Below are 18204 nucleotides of genomic sequence, written 5' to 3'. Positions count from 1 at the left end.
CGATACTCATCCATTCAGCAACACTGATCAAAGACATCCAGTCAGCAATACTGATCAAAGATAAGCCGTCGCAATCCCCTTGCGTTCGTTCAGGCAGTCTTCCGCACCCGCTTCGAATTCACGACAGATCAACGGGCGTTTCTCGTAGATCGTGCACATCATCGTGTTGCGATCCAGTGCAGCGCACCAGCCGTCATCCAGACGCAACATGACTTCGCCACCCCATTCATCGGTATCGATGTAACGCTCAGGTACGCCCGTGTCGGTGATCAGCATCACTTCCAGTTGGCAGCAGCAGGCTGCGCAGGTCGAACACGTGACTGCCGGTTCTTCGCCATGGACCTCTGCGAGCGGAATGAGTGTAGCGTTCAGAGCGGTTCTCCCGAGTGTCTGGCGGCGCGGGCTGCCAGCCATTGCAGCAGGGGAAATACCCCCGCCCAGACCAGGCCCAGCACCAGCATGCCTGGCCACACTCCGAGGGGAAGGTGGACCTGTGCCAGTTGCGAGCCGGCATAGTACGACATCGGGCCGCCAATAGCGCCCAGCACGACTGCGCGCCATAGCGGCTTGGCTGTCCAGGCCAGGCAATGATTGAGCGTGGTGCCCAGCACCGCCCACAACAGCGCCAGCCACAGCGGCAAGAGATAGCCGCCAGTGCCGAAATCAAAAACACCGAGTGTCATCAAGGCACTGTCCAGCACGATACCGATCAAGGTCACTGTGAGAATCAGCCGGCCTTCGGCTGCCCATGAGCTGATCCACAGAAAATGCACCGCCAGGACGCCGACGGCGATCATCAGCCAGTAGCTGTTGCCGCCCAGTACGCAGGCGAACCAGCCGATCTGAAACAACAGCGCATTGGCGATGGATTTAAGCATTGAAGCGGCCAAGCAAGGGTTCGCGCAACGCCTCGGGCTTGGCGAGCAGCAGCTGCGCGGTGCCAATGGTTCGCTCCAGGAAACCGCCTTCGCAATAGCACAGGTAAAACTCCCAAAGGCGCAGGAAATGCTCGTCGTAACCCAGCTCGGCGAGTTTGCCGTGAGCGTTTTTGAAGTTGTCGTGCCACAGGCGCAGGGTGCGCGCGTAGTGCAAGCCGAAATCTTCCATGTGCAGCAGGTTCATGTCGGTATCGCTGCCGACGATGTCGAGCATCTTCGCCACCGATGGCAGGGCGCCGCCGGGGAAAATGTAACGCTGGATGAAGTCCACATTGCGTTTGGCCTGTGCGTAACGCTGCTCGCGAATAGTGATCGCCTGCAGCAGCATCATGCCGTTGCTTTTCAGCAGGTTCGCGCATTGCTTGAAGTAAGTGGGCAGGAAACGATGGCCGACCGCTTCGATCATTTCGATGGACACCAGCTTGTCGTACTCACCGGTCAAATCCCGATAGTCTGTCAGCAGCAGCGTCACGCGATCCTGCAGGCCCAGTTCGATCAGTCGTCGCTCGGTGTAGGCGAACTGTTCTTTGGACAGGGTCGTGGTGGTTACCTGGCAGCCGTAGTGCTGCGCAGCGTAAATAGCCATGCTGCCCCAGCCGGTGCCGATTTCCAGCAGGTGATCGGTGGGTTTCAGGGCAAGTTTCTGGCAGATGCGCTCGAGCTTGTTCAACTGCGCCTGTTCAAGCGTATCGTCTTCGCTGAGGAACTGTGCGGCTGAATACATCATCGTCGGGTCGAGAAACTGCTCGAACAGCGTATTGCCCAGGTCGTAGTGGGCGGCGATGTTTTTCTGCGAGCCTTCGCGTGTATTGCGGTTGAGCCAGTGCAGCGCGTGAACCAGCGGGCGGGTCAGGCGCGCCATTCCGCCTTCCATCGCATCCAGCACATCCAGATTGCTGACAAACACCCGGACCACCGCGGTCAGGTCGGGTGTCGTCCAGTAGCCATGAATGAATGCCTCGCCCGCACCGATTGAGCCGTTGCTGGCGACCATGCCCCAGGCTGCCGAATCGAGAAGGTGGATTTCAGCCTGAATCAGTGCGCCGTTCTTGCCGAACACATGGCGCTCACCCCGTTCGACAATTACCAACTGGCCGTTGCGCAGTCCTGCGAGTTGCCGCAGCACACCTCGGCGCAGGAGGTTGGCAGTCAAACCATTGGTGCCCAGATTGGCAGAAAAACTACTGCTACTGCTTTTCATGGAGTGAGTCCTTGGATTGCGCGGCGGCAGCACGGTACTCGCCGTCAGCGGCCTGATGGGAAAAGATAGGTATGCGTTTGACCAGCAGGCGCATGGCCTGCCAATAAATGGCCAGACAGGTTTTCGCCGTCATCCATGGATAAGCGATCAGATAGCGATGTAACGTCGTGCGGTCGAGATTCTGGCGGGTCAGATTGAGCGTGGCGTCAAACATCTTCAGCTCGCCTTGCCAGTCAGCCATGTGTACACCTATCCGTTCGGCGGGCTGGCTGAAGCTCATGCGGTATTCGAGATCACGTGGCAGGAACGGTGAAACATGAAAGGCCTTGGCCACGGCAAAATGCTGATGGCCTTCACCGGTGGCGGGCAGCACGTAGCTGTAGCGCTCGCCCCACGGGGTATTGGTGACTTCACACAGGATGCCGGCCAATGTGCCGTCAGCCTCATGGCAGTAGAAGAAGCTCACCGGGTTGAACGACAGGCCCCAACTGCGTGCCTGTGTCAGCAGGCAGACGCGACCTGAAGGGATGCGGCCCAATGCTTTGCCGACCCGCTCGCGGACCGCCTCGATGAGCGTCAGCCCTTGCCCGGTCAGCTCTGGCAGATAGTCTCGCTCACGGAACGAGAACGGCGCAAAACGCTTCCGGCCCGCCAGTGGGGAGAGCCCCAGCACACTGTCCTGCTCATCCAGATCCAGATAGAGCAGGCCTATCCGATAGGTGAACTCATGGGAGCGCGGTGCAAACCGCCGGTGGCTGATCCAGCCACTGTACAAGGCGCTGTTCACAGCGTTTCACCAAAGGCCTGGGCGACACGCAGGCCGCTGACCACGCCGTCTTCGTGAAAGCCATTGGCCCAGTAGGCGCCGCAGTACCAAGTGTGATCGACACCATTGATTTCCTCCCAGCGCGCCTGAGCAGCGATTGCATCGAGGCTGTATTGCGGATGGGCATAACGGTAGCGGCCAAGGATTTTTGCCGGGTCGATGGCGGCGGTCTGGTTGAGGCTGACGCAGAACGTCGTATCGCTCTCGATCCCTTGCAGAATGTTCATGTCATAGGTGACGGCGGCCGACTGCTGTTCGCCGCCGCCCAGCCGATAGTTCCAGCTCGCCCAGGCCAGTGTGCGCCTGGGCAGCAATCGCGTATCGGTGTGCAGCACCACATCGTTTTCGGCATAGCGCAGGGCGCCGAGAATCGACTGCTCGGCACTCGATGGCTGTGCCAGCAAAGCCAGGGCCTGATCGCTGTGGCAGGCAAATACCACCTTGTCGAAGCGTTCGCTGCCCAGGGCGCTGTGCAGCGTCACACCTTGGCTGTCACGCTCGACACGTGTGACCGGGCACGACAGACGAATCCGCTCGCGGAACGAGGCGGCCAACGGTTCCACATAACTTCTGGAACCGCCCTGAATCACGCACCATTGCGGCCGATGGATGACCGAAAGCAGGCCGTGATTCTTGAAAAAGCGCACGAAGAACTGCAGCGGGAAGCCGAGCATGTCGGCCAGTGACATCGACCAGATCGCCGCGCCCATGGGTACGATGTAGTGATCGATGAAGCGCTGGCCATAACCGCCGTTCTTCAGGTACTCACCCAGCGTGGTGTCTGCCGCGATGCGCTGGTTTTCCAGATCATCGACCGATTGGCGGTTGAAACGCAGGATATCGCGCAGCATGCCCCAGAACCGCGGCGACAGCAGATTGCTGCGCTGGGCGAACAGGCTGTTGAGGTTGTTGCCGTTATATTCCACGCCAGTGCGCGGATCATGCACCGAAAAGCTCATTTCCGCAGGCTGGAAGCCGACACCCAGCTGGCCTAGCAGGCGAATGAAATTGGGGTAGGTCCAGTCGTTGAAGACGATGAAACCGGTGTCAATGGCGTAGGCGCGGCCTTCGACCTGAACGTCCACCGTATGAGTGTGCCCGCCGATCCAGTCCGAAGACTCGAAAACGGTCACCTCATGCGCGCGGTTGAGCAGGTAGGCACTGGTCAGGCCAGCGATCCCGCTGCCAATGACTGCGATCTTCATTGCGCGTCCTTATTCGACGATTCGCTGCGCGCCATGCGTTTGCCGAGGGCGAGTCGGGCGCGTGCCGGGAGCAGAGCCAGCAAGCTCATGCTGAAGATGAACAGCGCCGGAAAAGCGATATCCAGCGGGCGTTTGTTGCGCCCCAGTTTGCTGGCGATGTGCTTGGCTGCCTTTTCGACAGGCCAGCGCATCGGCATGGGGAAATCATTTTTCTGCGTCAGAGGTGTATCGACGAATCCAGGGCTGACCACCGTCACGTCGATATTTTCGCTGGCCAGGTCCAGGCGCAGCGCTTCGAGCAGATAACGCAGGCCGGCTTTCGACGCGCCGTAGGCTTCGGCACGGGGCAGGGCCAGGTAGGTCACCGCACTGGCCACGCCGACCAGATGCGGCTGATGACCTTTGCGCAGCAGCGGTAACGCGTGCTCGATGCAGTAACTGCTGGCCAGCAGGTTGGTACGCACCACGCGTTCGACCATGGCCGCCTCAAACTGCCGGGCATCAATGTATTCGCAGGTGCCCGCGTTGAAGATAGCGGTGTCCAGGGCGCCCCATTGCCGGTCGATGTCGTCGGCAATCGCCTTGACTTGCTCGGGGTCGGTGATGTCGCCGGTCACCAGCAGCACCTGCGTGGGATAAACGTTCGCAAGGTTTTGCAATGGCTCAAGCGTGCGGGCGGTCAGTGCCAGCCGATGACCGGCGTTGAGCAGTTCTTTGGCCAGAGCCAGGCCTATGCCGCTGCTTGCCCCGGTCAACCAGATGCGTCGTGCAACAGGAGTGCTCATCCCAACCTCTTCTTCAACCAATGGATGACTCGACCCATGACGGGCAGATGTTCGTAGAGCAATGCACCGGCATCGAAGTAGTCCCGGTGCCGATAAACCTTGTCGCGCCACTTCAGGTGCGAACAGCCTTCTACCTGAATTGTCCGGCCGGCGGCCAGGCGCGGATGCGAATAACTCATGGTCCAGACCAGATAGCCCTCGCCGGGGCGCACTTCGTCGAAGGCATGGAAGTCGAAATGCAGGTCCTGGACGTTGGCGTACAGCTCGCCGAAATAGCGGCGCATGGCGTCAAGGCCGTGGATATCGTGCATCGGATCGCTGAACGACACGTCTTCGCTGTACAGCTCGGCAACCTGATCAAGGTTGTCCTTGTTCAGAGCGGCAAAACCTTCGGCGAAGCGATGCAGGAAATCAGCCATGTTCGACTCCTGCAGCCGGCTGTCGAGCCGGGAGTGCCTTGAACGCTGCCAGGGCGCGGGCGCGGCTCTTGCTCAGATCGACGATGGGTTTCGGGTAGTCGGCAGCCCCAAACAGGTCGCCGATGGACGACGGATCGTGAATCTGCTTTTTATTCATATCCGCCAGTTCCGGCAGCCAGCGCTTGATAAACACGCCTTCGGGGTCGAAGCGTTCCGACTGCGACAACGGATTGAAAATACGGAAGTAGGGCGCCGAGTCGGTGCCGGTGGACGAACTCCACTGCCAGCCGCCATTGTTGGACGCCAGGTCGCCATCGATCAGGTGGCGCATGAAAAAGCGCTCGCCCTCACGCCAGTCGATCAGAAGATTTTTGGTGAGAAACATTGCGACGACCATCCTTAGCCGATTGTGCATCCATCCGGTTTCCAGCAACTGACGCATAGCTGCGTCAATGATCGGCAGTCCGGTGCGCGCCTCTTGCCATGCCCGCAGTTCTTCAGGGGCATCGCGCCATTTCAACGCTTCTGTTTCCGGGCGAAAGGCGCGATGACGCGAGACGCGCGGGTAGCCGACCAGCGTGTGTTTATAGAACTCCCGCCATAATAGCTCGTTGATCCAGGTCACGGTGCCGACGTCGCCGGTCTCGAACTCACCCTGATTGCTGGCCAGGGCTGCATGCAGGCACTGGCGTGGCGAAATCACCCCGGCCGCCAGATAGGCCGACAGCTGGCTGGTGCCGGGCTTGGCCGGAAAGTCGCGTTCGGTCTTGTAGTAGCTGATCTGCTCGTCGGCGAAGGCGTCCATGCGCCGTCTGGCTTCCGCCTCACCGGCTGGCCACAGGTCACGCAACGCCTTCGATGGTGTGGCAAAGCCTTTGACCTGATCGGGGACCGTATCGCTTTTTATCGACTGTGCCGGCTGCGCTTTCGGGGTGCGTATCGGGTGCGGCATGGCCTCGTGCATTCGGGTGTAGCAGACCTTCTTGAACTGGGTGAACACCTGAAAGTAGTTGCCGGTCTTGGTCAGGATGCTGCCGGGCTTGAATAACAGCTGATCAAGGTAGCTGTTGAAGTGCACACCGGCTTTTTCCATCGCCTTCTGCACTGCCTGGTCGCGACGGGTTTCGTTGATGCCGTATTCCTGATTAAGGTGCAGGCCCTCGACCTTGAACTGTGTGCACAGCTTTGCCAGCACTTCAGGCGCCTGATCCCAGGTGTTCGCTTCGCGGATCAGCAAGGGAACATTCAACTCGCCCAGCGCCTGTTCGAGCTCGACCAGATTGCGCAGCCAGAAGTCTACCTTGCAGTCGGCATCGTCATGGCTGCGCCACTGCGCAGGACTGAGCAGGTAGACCGCCAGCGTCGGACCGCGCTCCATGGCGGCGGTCAGGGCAGTGTTGTCTTGAGCGCGCAGGTCGCTACGCAGCCAGATCAGTTGCATGAGAAGTCCTTAGATAAGTCCGAGCTTGCCCAGCTCGATCTGAGCGCTGAGTACGTCGTGGGCAAGGGTCAGTCCAGATATCTCGTTGGCCTGTACGAGCAACTCGGCATTATGGATCTGCACCGTTGGTCCGCCCAGCACGACAGGGCAGGTGATATTGGCCAGCAAGCGGGGCAGTTGTGCCACGTTCAGCGCCTTGCTGGAGTAGAGCAACAGGCCGCGTGGCTTGAGGTATTCGGCTGCCAGCGCCAACTCACCGACAGGCAGCGGCCAGTCGAACACTTCGACCGGACAGTCGGCGCTGCTCACCAGCCAGGCCGCGAGCCACAGATGCGGCTCCAGCGGCAGATCGGACTGATTGACCAGCAACAACGGGCTGCCATTGAGCTGGCGATTGTTGTGGTAGATGCGCGCGCCAAACTTGCTGCGCAGCCAGGAATAGAAAAACGTGCGCTCCAGTTGTGCGCCGAACTTGCCTTGCCAGCGCTGTTCCAGTTCGGCCAGCAGTGGCAGCAGCAACTGTTCACACAGCGTGCGCGGCGGGTACAGCGACATCGCCTGATTGAACACGTCATCGACCCGGCGCTCGGCCAGCTCGCCGATCGCGACCAGCAAGGTCTGGCGCAGTGCGTCCCAGTCGTTGGTCGGCGGCAGGGCGTCCTGGCGGTTGTCATCGATCAGGCCCTTGACCTGACTGACGGACACGCCACGGTTGAGCCAGGTCAGAATCTTCATCACGCGCTGCACATGCTCGTCCGAATACAGCCGATGACCTTTGGCAGTGCGGTGCGGGACGATCAGTCCGTAACGACGCTCCCAGGCACGCAGGGTGACGGCGTTGACGCCTGTCTGGCGTGCCACCTCACGGATCGGCAGCCAGTCGCCCGGCACCTCTGTATCTGTTTCATTCATGAGTCAAATCGCATTGCGCAGGCTGAGGTTTTCCGGGTGGGGCTGCATGTACACCTGCAGTGCCACATACGGGTCCGGATGTTGGCGAAAATGATGCTTGAGCAGCGTCAACGGCACGATCAGCGGCACGATGCCCTGGTGATACTGGGTAATGACCTGCTGGATTTCCTGCTTGTCTTCGCTGGTGATGGTCTGTTTCAAATAACCACACAGGTGCTGCAGGACGTTGGTGTGAGTACTGCGCGTGGCGCACTTTTTCAAGGCAGCCATCAGTTGGCTGAAATACAGCGGCGCGATTTCATTCGGGTCGGTGCGGCCCATGCTGCCGAGCATCTTGCCCAGTGCCTTGTACTGCATCGGGTCATTGGCCATCAGCTGATATTTGTAGCGCGAGTGGAATTCGGTCAGCGCGCGCCGGGTGACGCCTTCTTTCAGCAATTGTTGCCAGGCGGCGTAGGCAAAAACGCGGGTGACAAAGTTTTCGCGCAGCACGGCATCGTTGAGCCGGCCGTCTTCCTCCACGGGCAGATCGGGGTGACGTTCGCAGAAGGCCTGCGCATAGATCCCACGGCCACCACCATCGACCGGCGCGCCGTTTTCGCGGTAGACCTTGACCCGCTCAAGGCCGCAGGACGGGGATTTCTGCATGAAGATGTAGCCGCATATATCACCCAGCTCATCGGCCATCTGTATGCCGTAATCCGCCAGTGCCTCGGTAACGTCGAGGTCACGATTGACCGTGCCGAGCGCCTTGGGATTTTCTGCGTCGCCTACCAGCCTGATCGGCTCGCGCGGGATGCCCATGCCGATAGCGACTTCAGGGCACGCCTGGACGAAATCGAAATACTTGCTCAGCGCCTGTGTACACAGATGAGATTCCTTGTGTCCGCCATTGAAGCGAACCTCGGCACCCATCAGGCAGGCGCTGATGCCGAGTTTGGGTTTTTCGATTGCGGACGTCGCCATCAGTCACCTCTACAGAAGACTTGTACAGATAGTTCGTGCTGTACAACTTGTCTTCATCATAGGGGTGTAGCTGTACAAGTCAAATTCTTTGTAGAGGGCGGTAAAGGCTGCCTCCAGCTACTTCCAGCCCATCCGCCACGTATCCGCCTGTTGCAACACCTGCCACGGCAGTCGCTCGCTGCGCTGGGTCAGCACGGCCTGCAGCTCGACTTCCAGAACGGTGCCTTCTTCATCCTTGAACAGCTCGGTCACCAGAAAGTGTTTTTCCCGGTTGAGCGGGGTGGCGGCTGTCCATTTCGACAGCAGCAGCTTGCGCGGGTTGATCTGATTCATTGCATATGCTCCAGCAGTCGGCGCGCTGCTTCCTGACCACTCAGCCATGCACCTTCCACGCGCCCTGACAGGCACCAGTCGCCGCACACGTAAATGCCCAGATCTGCATCCGACAGGGCGCCCCATTCGTGAGAGCCGGCAGGCCGTGCATACAGCCAGCGATGTGCGAGGCTGAACACCGGCGCAGGCATTGTGCAATCGATCAACTCCGCGAATGCGCCGTGCAATTGTTCGGTGACCTGTTCTCTGGAGGCGTCGATATTCTGCTGGCTCCATTGGCTGGTGGCGTGCAGTACCCAGGTATCGAGCGTGGCATCGCGCCCGGGTTTGCTGCGATTGCGGGCCAACCAGTCCAGTGGGCTGTCTTGCACGAAGCAACCCTGCATGGGCGTCTGCAACGGGGTTTCGAAGGCCAGTGCCACGGCCCAGGTCGGGTCCATCTTCACGCCTGCGACCACGCTGGCCAGTTTCGGCGCGGCAGCCAGCAGGGCAGTGGCCTGAGGGGCCGGGGTGGCGATGATCACATGGCTGAAGGGGCCGTGACTTTCGCCTTCGGCATCCAGTAGGTTCCAGTGTTGTTCACCGCGAAACACTTCAGTGATGCGGCACGAGAACGACACCGGCAGATCGCCGCGCATTGCTCGGGTAATGGCGCTCATGCCAGGCGTACCAACCCAGCGCACTTGCTCGTCCGGTGAAGGGCTGAGCCTGCCGCCGTGAAAGTTATAGAGCGAGGGGGTCCACTCGGCGACGTGACCCTCGGTTTGCCACTGCTTGACTGCGGTGGCAAAGCGCCGGTCTCGGGCGGTGAAATACTGTGCGCCCATATCCAGCGAACCTGCGTCGCTGCGCTTACTGGACATACGACCGCCGCTGCCGCGGCTCTTGTCGAAAAGGTGCACCTGATGCCCGGCGGATGTCAGCGCCTGGGCTGCTGAGAGTCCGGCGATACCGGTACCGATGATTGCGATAGGGACAGTCATAGGGGCCTCGTTACCTTGTCTGTACAGACTACGCCGTAGTTAAAACCTGTACAATCTTCTTGTTTGGTATAACTTGCAGTGGTTTTGCTATCTAGCGGTTGAGTCACATTGCCACTGGCAAGGTCGAACGGTTCAGCGACTCGGGCAAAGGCCTCGGAGCTGCGTTTCACTCTGCTGTGGCCTATGGTTCAGCTGACAGTTTCGTTTTCCGGACCAACGTCACGGACCGCGTCACTGGTAAAAATAAGACTACTCAATTGTCACCTACGCCACGCGAGGTTATCTGCCATGCACATATTGCTGACCGGTGGTACTGGTTTGATAGGACGAGCGCTCTGCCGTTTCTGGTCTGCCCAAGGCCATGAATTGACGGTATGGAGCCGAAAACCCGCCGACGTCGCCGAGCTGTGCGGCCCTTCAGTGCGTGGCATTGCCAGCCTTGATGAGCTGGGTACGCAGCCGGTGGATACAATCATCAATCTGGCGGGCGCGCCTATTGCTGACCGCCCCTGGACCCGCAAGCGTCGTCTGTTGCTGTGGGAAAGTCGCGTCGGCCTGACCGAACAACTGCTCAAATGGCTGGCCACTCGTTCGCAAAAACCTGCGCTGATGATTTCCGGTTCCGCAGTCGGTTGGTACGGCGACAGTGGCGAGCGCGAAATCGACGAAACCTCTCTGCCCGCCAAAGAAGACTTTGCCAGCCAGCTGTGCAACGCCTGGGAAGAAACCGCGCAACGTGCCGAGGCCCTGGGTGTGCGGGTGGTGCTGATACGTACAGGGCTGGTGCTGTCCGACCGCGCCGGCTTTCTGCAGCGTCTGTTGCCTCCTTTCAAATTCGGTATGGGCGGGCCTATCGGCAATGGCAGGCAGTGGATGCCGTGGGTTCACATCCAGGATCAAATCGCCGCGATTGATTTTCTGTTGAATCTGAATGAAGCAAAGGGTCCCTATAATGTTTGTGCGCCTTCACCGGTGCGCAATCGTCAGTTTGCCAAGTCCCTGGCCGGCATTCTGCACCGACCGGCATTCATGCCCATGCCTGCGCTGGCCCTGAAAGTATTGCTGGGTGAGCTTTCGGTATTGCTGCTCGGTGGTCAGCGTGCGCGGCCGGAGCGTTTGCAGGAAGCTGGTTTTACATTCAAGTACACCGAACTCGACACTGCCCTGCAGGATTTGCTGGGTCGCCACTGAACGCTGTTGAAATGAATAGGATGTTGCATGACCGATCACGCTTTGTTGCTGGTCAATCTGGGTTCGCCTGCTTCTACTCAAGTGGCAGACGTGCGCAGCTATCTGAACCAGTTCCTGATGGATCCTTATGTGATCGACCTGCCGTGGCCGGTGCGCAGGCTGCTGGTCTCGCTGATTCTGATCAAACGGCCAGAGCAGTCCGCGCACGCCTATGCGTCCATCTGGTGGGATGAAGGTTCGCCCCTGGTGGTGCTGAGCAAGCGTCTGCAGCAGGCGATGAAAAAGGAGTGGTCGCACGGGCCGGTCGAACTGGCCATGCGTTATGGCGAGCCGTCCATCGAAACCGTGCTGACGCGGCTCGCAGAGCAGGGCTTCAAGAAGGTCACCCTGGCGCCGCTGTACCCGCAGTTCGCCGACAGCACGGTGACCACGGTCATTGAAGAAGCCAAACGTGTGGTGCGCGCCAAATCGTTGAAGATGCAGTTCTCGGTTCTGCAGCCGTTCTACGATCAGCCCGAGTACCTGAGTGCGCTGGTGGAAAGCGTGCGGCCGCATCTGGAGCAGCCTTACGACCATTTGCTGCTGAGTTTCCACGGTCTGCCGGAGCGGCACCTGCACAAGCTCGACCCGACCGGCAAGCATTGCCTGAAGGACGACTGCTGCATGACCGCACCCGCCGAAGTGCTCGCCACCTGCTATCGCGCGCAGTGCATACAGTCGGCGGCGGCGTTTGCCAAGCGTATGGGCATTCCTGACGGTAAGTGGTCGGTGTCGTTCCAGTCACGTCTGGGGCGCGCCAAGTGGATCGAACCCTATACCGAAGCGCATCTGGACGAACTGGCGGCGAAAGGTGTCAGGAAGCTGCTGGTCATGTGCCCGGCGTTCGTGGCTGATTGCATCGAAACCCTGGAAGAAATCGGTGATCGCGGTGCCGAGCAGTTCAAGGAAGCGGGGGGAGAGGAGCTGATCCTGATCCCTTGCCTGAACGACGATCCCAACTGGGCGAAAGAGCTGAACAGGCTGTGCGAACGTGCGCCGTTGATGTTGTGATGCGCTGAACCGCGGAGCATGGGCACGATAGTGTTCTTCCAGACGCTTATCGTGCCTCACGCTCCAGCGTGGGAATCCCTTGGGTGACGCTCCGCGTCACAAGTCTGCGCCGCACCGCATACTCAGGATCGGACGCAGAGCGTCCAGAACGGCATGCCAACGCGGAGCATTGGCACGATGGTCATGCCCGCTCCGGCCAGGATTACGGCAACTGATCATCCAGTTGCTTGTTCTTCCAGCTGTCATTGCCCGGCAAGATCAGGTTCAGGACAATGGCGGTCACGGCGCACAGGGCAATGCCTTTCAGGCCGAAATCGTTCGGGCCGTTGCCGGTGCCGATCAATACCCCGCCGATCCCGAACACCAGGGTGACCGAGACAATCACCAGATTGCGCGCTTCGGCCAGGTCGATCTTGTGGCGGATCAGGGTGTTCATGCCCACCGCTGCAATCGAACCGAACAGCAGGCACAGAATCCCGCCCATTACCGGCACCGGAATGCTCTGCAGCAGCGCCCCGAACTTGCCGATGAACGCCAGGATGATGGCAAAGAACGACGCCCAGATCATGATCTGCGGGTTGTAGTTCTTGGTCAGCATCACCGCGCCAGTCACTTCGGCGTAGGTGGTATTGGGTGGGCCGCCGAACAGACCGGCTGCGGTGGTGGCAATGCCGTCGCCGAACAGCGTGCGGTGCAGGCCCGGTTTTTTCAGGTAGTCGCGGCCGGTCACGCTGCCGACTGCAATCACCCCGCCGATGTGCTCGATGGCCGGGGCCAGAGCGACCGGGACAATGAACAGAATCGCCTGCCAGTTGAATTCCGGTGCGGTGAAGTGCGGCAAGGCCAGCCAGGCGGCGTCAGCGATCTTTTTGGTATCGACCACACCAAAGTAGAACGACAGCGCGAAGCCCACCAGCACGCCGGAGATGATCGGCACCAGACGGAAAATGCCTTTACCGAACACCGCCACGATCAGCGTGGTCAGCAAGGCGGGCATCGAAATCAGCATGGCGGTCTGATAAGGAATCAACTGCGCGCCATCGCCGGACTTGCCCATTGCCATGTTGGCTGCGATCGGGGCCATGGCCAGACCGATCGAGATGATCACCGGCCCGATAACCACGGGAGGCAGCAGGCGGTCGATGAAACCGGTGCCCTTGATCTTCACCGCGAGACCGAGAAAGGTGTACACAAAGCCTGCCGCCATGACGCCGCCCATGGTCGCGGCCAGGCCGAACTGGCCTTTGGCGAGGATGATCGGGGTAATGAAGGCAAAGCTTGAGGCCAGAAAGACCGGCACCTGACGCCCGGTGACGATCTGGAACAGCAGCGTGCCCAGGCCTGCGGTGAACAGCGCCACGTTCGGATCGAGCCCGGTGATCAGTGGCATCAGGACCAGCGCGCCAAAGGCCACGAACAGCATTTGTGCGCCGGATAGAATCGTGCGCCACAGTGGATCGTTGAACTCCTGCTGCGTCATCGGGTTACGCGTCCTTCTGCTTGGTGCCGAAAATCTTGTCACCGGCATCGCCCAGGCCCGGAATGATGTAGCCGTGTTCGTTCAGACGCTCGTCGACGGAAGCGGTGTAGATCATCACGTCCGGGTGCGCTTTCTCCACTGCAGCGATGCCTTCGGGCGCCGCGACCAGGACCATTGCGCGGATTTCCTTGCAGCCAGCCTTTTTCAGCAGGTCGATGGTGGCGACCATCGAGCTGCCGGTGGCCAGCATCGGGTCGATGATCATTGCCAGGCGCTCGTCGATTTCCGGAACCAGTTTTTCCAGGTACGTGTGCGCCTGCAGGGTTTCTTCGTTGCGGGCCACGCCGACCGCGCTGACCTTGGCGCCCGGGATCAGGCTGAGCACGCCGTCGAGCATGCCGATACCGGCGCGCAGAATCGGCACGACGGTGATTTTCTTGCCCGCGATCTTCTCGACTGAGACCGTACCGGCCCAGCCTTGAATGTCGTAACTTTCCAGCGTCAGGTCGGCAGTGGCTTCATACGTCAGCAGCGCGCCGACTTCCTGAGCCAGCTCACGGAAATTCTTGGTGCTGATGTCGGCGCGGCGCATAAGGCCGAGCTTGTGGCGGATCAGTGGGTGACGGATCTCACGAATGGGCATGGGGAAAGGCTCCAGCGGGGCAAAAATCGGTCTAGGTTAATCTATTCGGCACTGACTGTCTTAGGCTCTGTACGTAAAGTGGCTGCGCTCGGTGATGCTGCGTTAAAAACAGGCTCGGAATGCTCATTTACAACACGTAGACTCCGCTTCCTCGCCTGTTTTTGCCTTGCCTGACCTTCGCTCGCCGACTTTTCGTACAAAGCCTAAAGCACATGCAGTATCGTTATGGAGCTTCGACGTTCGCGGCTTTTGCAAGACACCCGCAACGTTAGTCCAGAATCACTTGCTCTGGCTTGAACGGATGCGTACCTTTGCCCGCTTTTCTCAAACTGCCTTACCTGGAGAGCGTCATGTCCGCTGATCTCGAGCATATCCGTCAAGTCATGCGCGAAGCTGACTGCCTGTACACCGAGGCCGAAGTGGATGCGGCCATTGCCCGCGTCGGCGCGCAGATCAATGCCGAGCTGGCCGAGCGCAATCCTGTCGTGTTCTGCGTCATGAATGGCGGCCTGATTTTCTCCGGCAAGCTGCTCACCCACCTGAACTTCCCGCTGGAAGCGTCCTACCTGCACGCAACGCGCTATCGCAACGAAACCACCGGCGGCGATCTGTTCTGGAAAGCCAAGCCGGAAGTCTCGTTCATGGATCGTGACGTGCTGATCATCGATGACATCCTCGATGAAGGTCATACCCTGGGTGCCATCATCGACTTCTGCAAACATGCCGGTGCCCGCGCTGTGCACACTGCCGTGCTGATCGACAAGGACCACGACCGCAAGGCTCGCCCGGACCTGAAAGCCGACTACGTCGGCCTGCCATGCATCGACCGTTATATCTTCGGTTTCGGTATGGACTACAAAGGCTACTGGCGTAATGCTGCCGGTATCTATGCCGTCAAAGGAATGTAAGGCATTCTGACGGCCGCTTCTGCGAGCAGGGGCGGTCGTCGATTCGCAATTACATGGAAAGCCTCAATGAAGCTACTGATTCCCGGCGCCGTGGCGTTGGTGCTGTTGTCTGGTCTGGCAGTTGCCGCACCTGCTGCGCCGGTATCGGCCAGCCCCATGCACGATCAATACCTGCCGCCTGACGACCTGAGCCTGCGCGAAGGTGTGCCCGAACAGCAACAGTTGATGCGGGTCACCGAATACACCATCGTTGCCGGTAATCAGCGGCAGTCGAGTCAGCAGCCGATTCCGGTCACCTCACCCTTGTCGCTGCGCCTCAAGGGCAAGTCGCTGAACAAGGGTGCGTCCATCTCCCAGGTACTCGTGCACTTCGATGGCGGTGATAGCAAAAGCCTTAAAAAGCCGACCTATGATGAGCCATCGCGCACGTTGACGCTTTATTACCCGCTGTCCCAGTACCGCGTGCTGGTGGACCTGCTGCGCAACGAGAAGGTTTATTGCCAGTTCCTCAGTTATGCCAACGGGCACATCTGGGCTGATCTGCACACCACCTCTGCACGTGCGCGTTGAGCGCGGCGCTCGCCGGAGGGTAAACTGCCCGCCCGTGAAAGTGTCTGCGACCTGCTGGAGCCTGTAATGCGTAAAGATAAGAAGCAGTTGATTGGCGATGAGATCGGCGATGAGCAGATCAAGCTGTTCCTCAACTTCGAGCCGTATGATGCTACCTCGCCGTCGCTGCACAAGCTGATCAAGGCCTACCGTGGGCTGCGCATCAACGATTTCGAACGCTTTCTGGTGTTCTTCAAGGAAGCGGGCCATGACTTCGATGGCAAGGACGAGCACGGTAACGACTTCATCGCCCTGATCAAGGATCAGCGCAACGCTGATGAATACATCGAACTGATCGAGAAAGCCCGTACGTAATTGTCGTTTGACTGTCGTGCCAATGCTCCGCATTGCCAGGGCTGGACGCAGAGCGTCCGGAACTGCATTCCCACGCGGAGCTCTCAGTCGTTATACACACGTCCTAGAACGCCCGGAATAACGGGCTTCCGAGCTTCTGCCCAGAGGGCGTGGGAGCGAACTTGTTCGCGAAGACGGTGTTTTAGTCGATGCATTTTCGGCAATTATACGACCCCCTTCGCGAACAAGTTCGCTCCCACGGCCTTCGGCCAGAATCAAAAACAGACTTGCGTATAACACTGAGCGCAAAGCGTAAGGATGAACGCTGCAGTTATTTGCGCGCCTGATACGCCTTGCCGTAATGCCGTTCCAGTCGTGACTGCAATAACTCCAGCCCGATCGACATGATCCAGTACAGCACCGCTGCGGTGGTCAGCATTTCGATGTATCGATAGCTGGAGCGGCCGTAAGACTGCGCGAGAAACATCACTTCCCAGACGCCCATCACTGAAATCAGTGAAGAGTCCTTGAGCATGGAGATGAACTGGTTGGTGGTCGGTGGAATGATCGTGCGCATGGCCTGGGGCAGGGTGACACGCCAGAAGATCTGCGCCGGGCGCAAGGCCAGAGCCATTGCGGCTTCACGCTGTCCGGCAGAGACGCCGATGATCCCCGCACGGAAAATCTCGCTCAGGTACGCCCCGTAGTTGAGCGACAGCGCGATCACCCCCGCTGTGATGGCTCCGGGGACGATGCCGAGTTGCGGCAGACCGAGATAGATCAGCAGGATCTGGATCAACAGCGGTGTGCCGCGAAAGAACGAGGCGTAAAAGCTGGCGATGCCGAACGCCACCGCGCTGCTGGAAAGCCGCGCGAGTGCAGTGACAAAGCCGAGCGCGACCGAGACCACGATCGAACACACCGACACGAACAGCGTCAGCGCCGCGCCCTGCAGAAAACCGTTAGGGGCCAGATGCAGCCCGATCAGGTTCGGCAGTTTGTCGAGGATGATCGACAGCTTCAGATCGAAGCTCAGGAAGAAGCCGGCGAACAGCACGAACATGACCAGCCAGGTCAGGTAAAGCCGTGTGCGGAAGCCGAAAACTCGCTTGAGCAGGCTCTGTTCGGCCTGCTCTGGTGGGCGCTGGGGCTGGAAAGAAGTCATTTGCTGATGTCAGCACCGATCCACTTTTGCGACAGCTTGCTCAGGGTGCCGTCGCTCTTGAGTTCGGCGAAGACTTCGCGAACCTTGGCGTCCCATTCCGGATCGTCTTTTTCGATGGCCACGGAGTTGGGTTCTTCATACAGCGACTCGCCCGCCAGCTTAAAGCGTTTGTCCTGATCCAGGCGCGGCTTCGCTGTCACCAGATTGGTGAGTATCGCGTCCAGCCGCTTGCCAGCACCCAGCCCGAGGTCTTGAAAGGCCACGTTGTCGTTGTCGTACGGGGCGATCTGCACGTCTTCGAACGGGTACTGCAGTGGCTTGTCTTCGGCGCCATCGATGACCAGATTCTTGTTCAGGTAGCTTTCGTAGCTGGAGGCGCTGGTCAGGCCGACCTTCTTGCCGCTCAGGTCCTTGGCCGAATGGATACGATCATCTGTAGCGTTAACCACAATCACCGCTGGCGAGGCGTAATACTCGACCGGGAAGTTGAACACTTCGGCGCGAGCCTTGCTCGGTGTCATCGAGCAGACGCAAATGTCATAACGGCCACTCCAGTGGCCTGCGGCGATCACGTCCCAGGACGGTGTTTCGAGGCGCAACTTGACGCCCAGTTTCTGCGCCACGGCCTTGGCGACGTCGACATCGAAGCCATCCAGTTCATTCTTGTCATTCAGGAACGAGAAGGGCGGGTAACTTTCCATGAGGACGTTGACCAGCTCTTTGTTTTTCTGCACGCGATCCAGCGTGGCGCCGGCCAGAACTTGCGTGGAGGCTGCCAGAGTGACCAGGCCGATGCCCAGCAGAGCGCGATAATTCACAGATGTCCCCTGAAAAAGTGTTTGTAGTTTGATTAAA

The 18204-nt window shown here is 59.4% G+C and carries 21 protein-coding genes; 5 read left to right on the top strand and 16 right to left on the bottom strand.

What is annotated here, in order from left to right; genetic code table 11:
* Positions 1 to 54: 54 nt before the first annotated feature.
* The 12 genes from BLR20_RS10755 to BLR20_RS10700 all read right to left on the bottom strand — a co-directional run bounded on the left by BLR20_RS10755 (position 55) and on the right by BLR20_RS10700 (position 10009).
* Positions 55 to 414, bottom strand: coding sequence for a YkgJ family cysteine cluster protein (locus BLR20_RS10755; RefSeq protein WP_050549186.1), 360 nt, complete (start codon positions 412 to 414; stop codon positions 55 to 57).
* Positions 369 to 878 carry a DUF2878 domain-containing protein gene (locus tag BLR20_RS10750; protein WP_010428689.1) on the bottom strand — a complete coding sequence of 170 codons (510 nt, stop codon included), beginning with the start codon at positions 876 to 878 and terminating at the stop codon, positions 369 to 371. The genes BLR20_RS10755 and BLR20_RS10750 overlap by 46 nt, the downstream gene beginning before the upstream one ends.
* On the bottom strand, positions 871 to 2139 hold the full coding sequence (locus BLR20_RS10745; RefSeq protein WP_010428686.1) for an SAM-dependent methyltransferase: 1269 nt from the start codon (positions 2137 to 2139) through the stop codon (positions 871 to 873). The genes BLR20_RS10750 and BLR20_RS10745 overlap by 8 nt, the downstream gene beginning before the upstream one ends.
* Entirely contained in the window at positions 2126 to 2926 is an 801-nt protein-coding gene (locus BLR20_RS10740) for a DUF1365 domain-containing protein (protein ID WP_032615928.1), read from the bottom strand. Before BLR20_RS10740 ends, BLR20_RS10745 begins: the two co-directional genes overlap by 14 nt.
* Positions 2923 to 4170 carry an NAD(P)/FAD-dependent oxidoreductase gene (locus BLR20_RS10735; RefSeq protein ID WP_054992730.1) on the bottom strand — a complete coding sequence of 416 codons (1248 nt, stop codon included), beginning with the start codon at positions 4168 to 4170 and terminating at the stop codon, positions 2923 to 2925. Before BLR20_RS10735 ends, BLR20_RS10740 begins: the two co-directional genes overlap by 4 nt.
* Positions 4167 to 4955 (bottom strand): SDR family NAD(P)-dependent oxidoreductase, encoded by a 789-nt coding sequence (locus tag BLR20_RS10730; RefSeq protein WP_010428677.1) that lies wholly within the window; start codon positions 4953 to 4955, stop codon positions 4167 to 4169. Before BLR20_RS10730 ends, BLR20_RS10735 begins: the two co-directional genes overlap by 4 nt.
* The gene (locus tag BLR20_RS10725) at positions 4952 to 5374 is read right to left on the bottom strand and encodes a nuclear transport factor 2 family protein (protein ID WP_010428675.1); all 423 of its coding nucleotides are present in this window, start codon (positions 5372 to 5374) and stop codon (positions 4952 to 4954) included. The genes BLR20_RS10730 and BLR20_RS10725 overlap by 4 nt, the downstream gene beginning before the upstream one ends.
* The gene (gene phrB / locus BLR20_RS10720) at positions 5367 to 6815 is read right to left on the bottom strand and encodes a deoxyribodipyrimidine photo-lyase (RefSeq protein ID WP_074594642.1); all 1449 of its coding nucleotides are present in this window, start codon (positions 6813 to 6815) and stop codon (positions 5367 to 5369) included. Before phrB ends, BLR20_RS10725 begins: the two co-directional genes overlap by 8 nt.
* Positions 6816 to 6824: 9 nt before the next feature.
* A complete protein-coding gene (locus BLR20_RS10715) occupies positions 6825 to 7727 on the bottom strand; it encodes a MerR family transcriptional regulator (RefSeq protein WP_010428672.1) in 903 nt (300 codons plus the stop codon).
* 3 nt (positions 7728 to 7730) lie between these two features.
* Positions 7731 to 8693, bottom strand: a complete 963-nt coding sequence (locus BLR20_RS10710) for a YbgA family protein (protein WP_010428670.1) — start codon at positions 8691 to 8693, stop codon at positions 7731 to 7733.
* Between the two features lie 117 nt (positions 8694 to 8810).
* Positions 8811 to 9026 carry a TIGR02450 family Trp-rich protein gene (locus BLR20_RS10705; RefSeq protein WP_003318221.1) on the bottom strand — a complete coding sequence of 72 codons (216 nt, stop codon included), beginning with the start codon at positions 9024 to 9026 and terminating at the stop codon, positions 8811 to 8813.
* Positions 9023 to 10009: an NAD(P)/FAD-dependent oxidoreductase gene (locus BLR20_RS10700; RefSeq protein ID WP_010428665.1), complete on the bottom strand. Its 987-nt coding sequence runs from the start codon at positions 10007 to 10009 to the stop codon at positions 9023 to 9025. The genes BLR20_RS10705 and BLR20_RS10700 overlap by 4 nt, the downstream gene beginning before the upstream one ends.
* A gap of 288 nt (positions 10010 to 10297) precedes the next feature.
* Between BLR20_RS10700 and BLR20_RS10695 the strand changes: the two genes are divergently transcribed.
* Both BLR20_RS10695 and hemH read left to right on the top strand, forming a co-directional pair.
* Complete coding sequence (locus tag BLR20_RS10695) at positions 10298 to 11200, top strand: TIGR01777 family oxidoreductase (RefSeq protein WP_010428663.1); 903 nt, start codon at positions 10298 to 10300, stop codon at positions 11198 to 11200.
* Positions 11201 to 11227: 27 nt separating this feature from the next.
* A complete protein-coding gene (gene hemH / locus BLR20_RS10690) occupies positions 11228 to 12250 on the top strand; it encodes a ferrochelatase (protein WP_024661430.1) in 1023 nt (340 codons plus the stop codon).
* 202 nt (positions 12251 to 12452) lie between these two features.
* On the opposite strand, the gene BLR20_RS10680 is transcribed toward hemH, so the two are convergent.
* Both BLR20_RS10680 and upp read right to left on the bottom strand, forming a co-directional pair.
* Positions 12453 to 13730, bottom strand: a complete 1278-nt coding sequence (locus BLR20_RS10680; RefSeq protein WP_010437106.1) for a uracil-xanthine permease family protein — start codon at positions 13728 to 13730, stop codon at positions 12453 to 12455.
* Between the two features lie 4 nt (positions 13731 to 13734).
* Positions 13735 to 14373 carry a uracil phosphoribosyltransferase gene (upp, locus tag BLR20_RS10675; RefSeq protein WP_003408662.1) on the bottom strand — a complete coding sequence of 213 codons (639 nt, stop codon included), beginning with the start codon at positions 14371 to 14373 and terminating at the stop codon, positions 13735 to 13737.
* Between the two features lie 350 nt (positions 14374 to 14723).
* On the opposite strand from upp, the gene BLR20_RS10670 reads away from it, so the two are divergent.
* From BLR20_RS10670 to BLR20_RS10660, 3 genes are all read left to right on the top strand, one after another.
* A complete protein-coding gene (locus BLR20_RS10670; protein ID WP_003318214.1) occupies positions 14724 to 15281 on the top strand; it encodes a hypoxanthine-guanine phosphoribosyltransferase in 558 nt (185 codons plus the stop codon).
* Positions 15282 to 15347: 66 nt separating this feature from the next.
* Complete coding sequence (locus BLR20_RS10665; RefSeq protein ID WP_003365577.1) at positions 15348 to 15851, top strand: hypothetical protein; 504 nt, start codon at positions 15348 to 15350, stop codon at positions 15849 to 15851.
* Positions 15852 to 15917: 66 nt separating this feature from the next.
* A complete protein-coding gene (locus BLR20_RS10660; RefSeq protein ID WP_003318212.1) occupies positions 15918 to 16205 on the top strand; it encodes a PA4642 family protein in 288 nt (95 codons plus the stop codon).
* Between the two features lie 310 nt (positions 16206 to 16515).
* On the opposite strand, the gene BLR20_RS10655 is transcribed toward BLR20_RS10660, so the two are convergent.
* Positions 16516 to 17349 carry an amino acid ABC transporter permease gene (locus tag BLR20_RS10655; RefSeq protein ID WP_010437696.1) on the bottom strand — a complete coding sequence of 278 codons (834 nt, stop codon included), beginning with the start codon at positions 17347 to 17349 and terminating at the stop codon, positions 16516 to 16518.
* Positions 17346 to 18167: an ABC transporter substrate-binding protein gene (locus tag BLR20_RS10650; RefSeq protein ID WP_010437694.1), complete on the bottom strand. Its 822-nt coding sequence runs from the start codon at positions 18165 to 18167 to the stop codon at positions 17346 to 17348. Before BLR20_RS10650 ends, BLR20_RS10655 begins: the two co-directional genes overlap by 4 nt.
* Positions 18168 to 18204 lie beyond the last annotated feature (37 nt).

The sequence above is a fragment of the Pseudomonas congelans genome (assembly GCF_900103225.1).
GTDB classification, from domain to species: Bacteria; Pseudomonadota; Gammaproteobacteria; order Pseudomonadales; family Pseudomonadaceae; genus Aquipseudomonas; species Aquipseudomonas congelans.
The sequence above is the reverse complement of the archived record's forward strand: the minus strand, read 5'-3'. Positions and strand labels throughout refer to the sequence as shown.

Coding starts and splice junctions, on each gene's coding strand:
- BLR20_RS10750 (WP_010428689.1), bottom strand. CDS start 878: ATGCTTAAATCCATCGCCAATGCGCTGTTGTTTCAGATCGGCTGGTTC.
- BLR20_RS10715 (WP_010428672.1), bottom strand. CDS start 7,727: ATGAATGAAACAGATACAGAGGTGCCGGGCGACTGGCTGCCGATCCGT.
- BLR20_RS10735 (WP_054992730.1), bottom strand. CDS start 4,170: ATGAAGATCGCAGTCATTGGCAGCGGGATCGCTGGCCTGACCAGTGCC.
- BLR20_RS10725 (WP_010428675.1), bottom strand. CDS start 5,374: ATGGCTGATTTCCTGCATCGCTTCGCCGAAGGTTTTGCCGCTCTGAAC.
- BLR20_RS10670 (WP_003318214.1), top strand. CDS start 14,724: ATGTCCGCTGATCTCGAGCATATCCGTCAAGTCATGCGCGAAGCTGAC.
- BLR20_RS10755 (WP_050549186.1), bottom strand. CDS start 414: ATGGCTGGCAGCCCGCGCCGCCAGACACTCGGGAGAACCGCTCTGAAC.
- BLR20_RS10660 (WP_003318212.1), top strand. CDS start 15,918: ATGCGTAAAGATAAGAAGCAGTTGATTGGCGATGAGATCGGCGATGAG.
- phrB (WP_074594642.1), bottom strand. CDS start 6,815: ATGCAACTGATCTGGCTGCGTAGCGACCTGCGCGCTCAAGACAACACT.
- BLR20_RS10710 (WP_010428670.1), bottom strand. CDS start 8,693: ATGGCGACGTCCGCAATCGAAAAACCCAAACTCGGCATCAGCGCCTGC.
- BLR20_RS10680 (WP_010437106.1), bottom strand. CDS start 13,730: ATGACGCAGCAGGAGTTCAACGATCCACTGTGGCGCACGATTCTATCC.
- BLR20_RS10705 (WP_003318221.1), bottom strand. CDS start 9,026: ATGAATCAGATCAACCCGCGCAAGCTGCTGCTGTCGAAATGGACAGCC.
- BLR20_RS10655 (WP_010437696.1), bottom strand. CDS start 17,349: ATGACTTCTTTCCAGCCCCAGCGCCCACCAGAGCAGGCCGAACAGAGC.
- BLR20_RS10700 (WP_010428665.1), bottom strand. CDS start 10,009: ATGACTGTCCCTATCGCAATCATCGGTACCGGTATCGCCGGACTCTCA.
- BLR20_RS10730 (WP_010428677.1), bottom strand. CDS start 4,955: ATGAGCACTCCTGTTGCACGACGCATCTGGTTGACCGGGGCAAGCAGC.
- hemH (WP_024661430.1), top strand. CDS start 11,228: ATGACCGATCACGCTTTGTTGCTGGTCAATCTGGGTTCGCCTGCTTCT.
- BLR20_RS10695 (WP_010428663.1), top strand. CDS start 10,298: ATGCACATATTGCTGACCGGTGGTACTGGTTTGATAGGACGAGCGCTC.
- BLR20_RS10745 (WP_010428686.1), bottom strand. CDS start 2,139: ATGAAAAGCAGTAGCAGTAGTTTTTCTGCCAATCTGGGCACCAATGGT.
- BLR20_RS10665 (WP_003365577.1), top strand. CDS start 15,348: ATGAAGCTACTGATTCCCGGCGCCGTGGCGTTGGTGCTGTTGTCTGGT.
- upp (WP_003408662.1), bottom strand. CDS start 14,373: ATGCCCATTCGTGAGATCCGTCACCCACTGATCCGCCACAAGCTCGGC.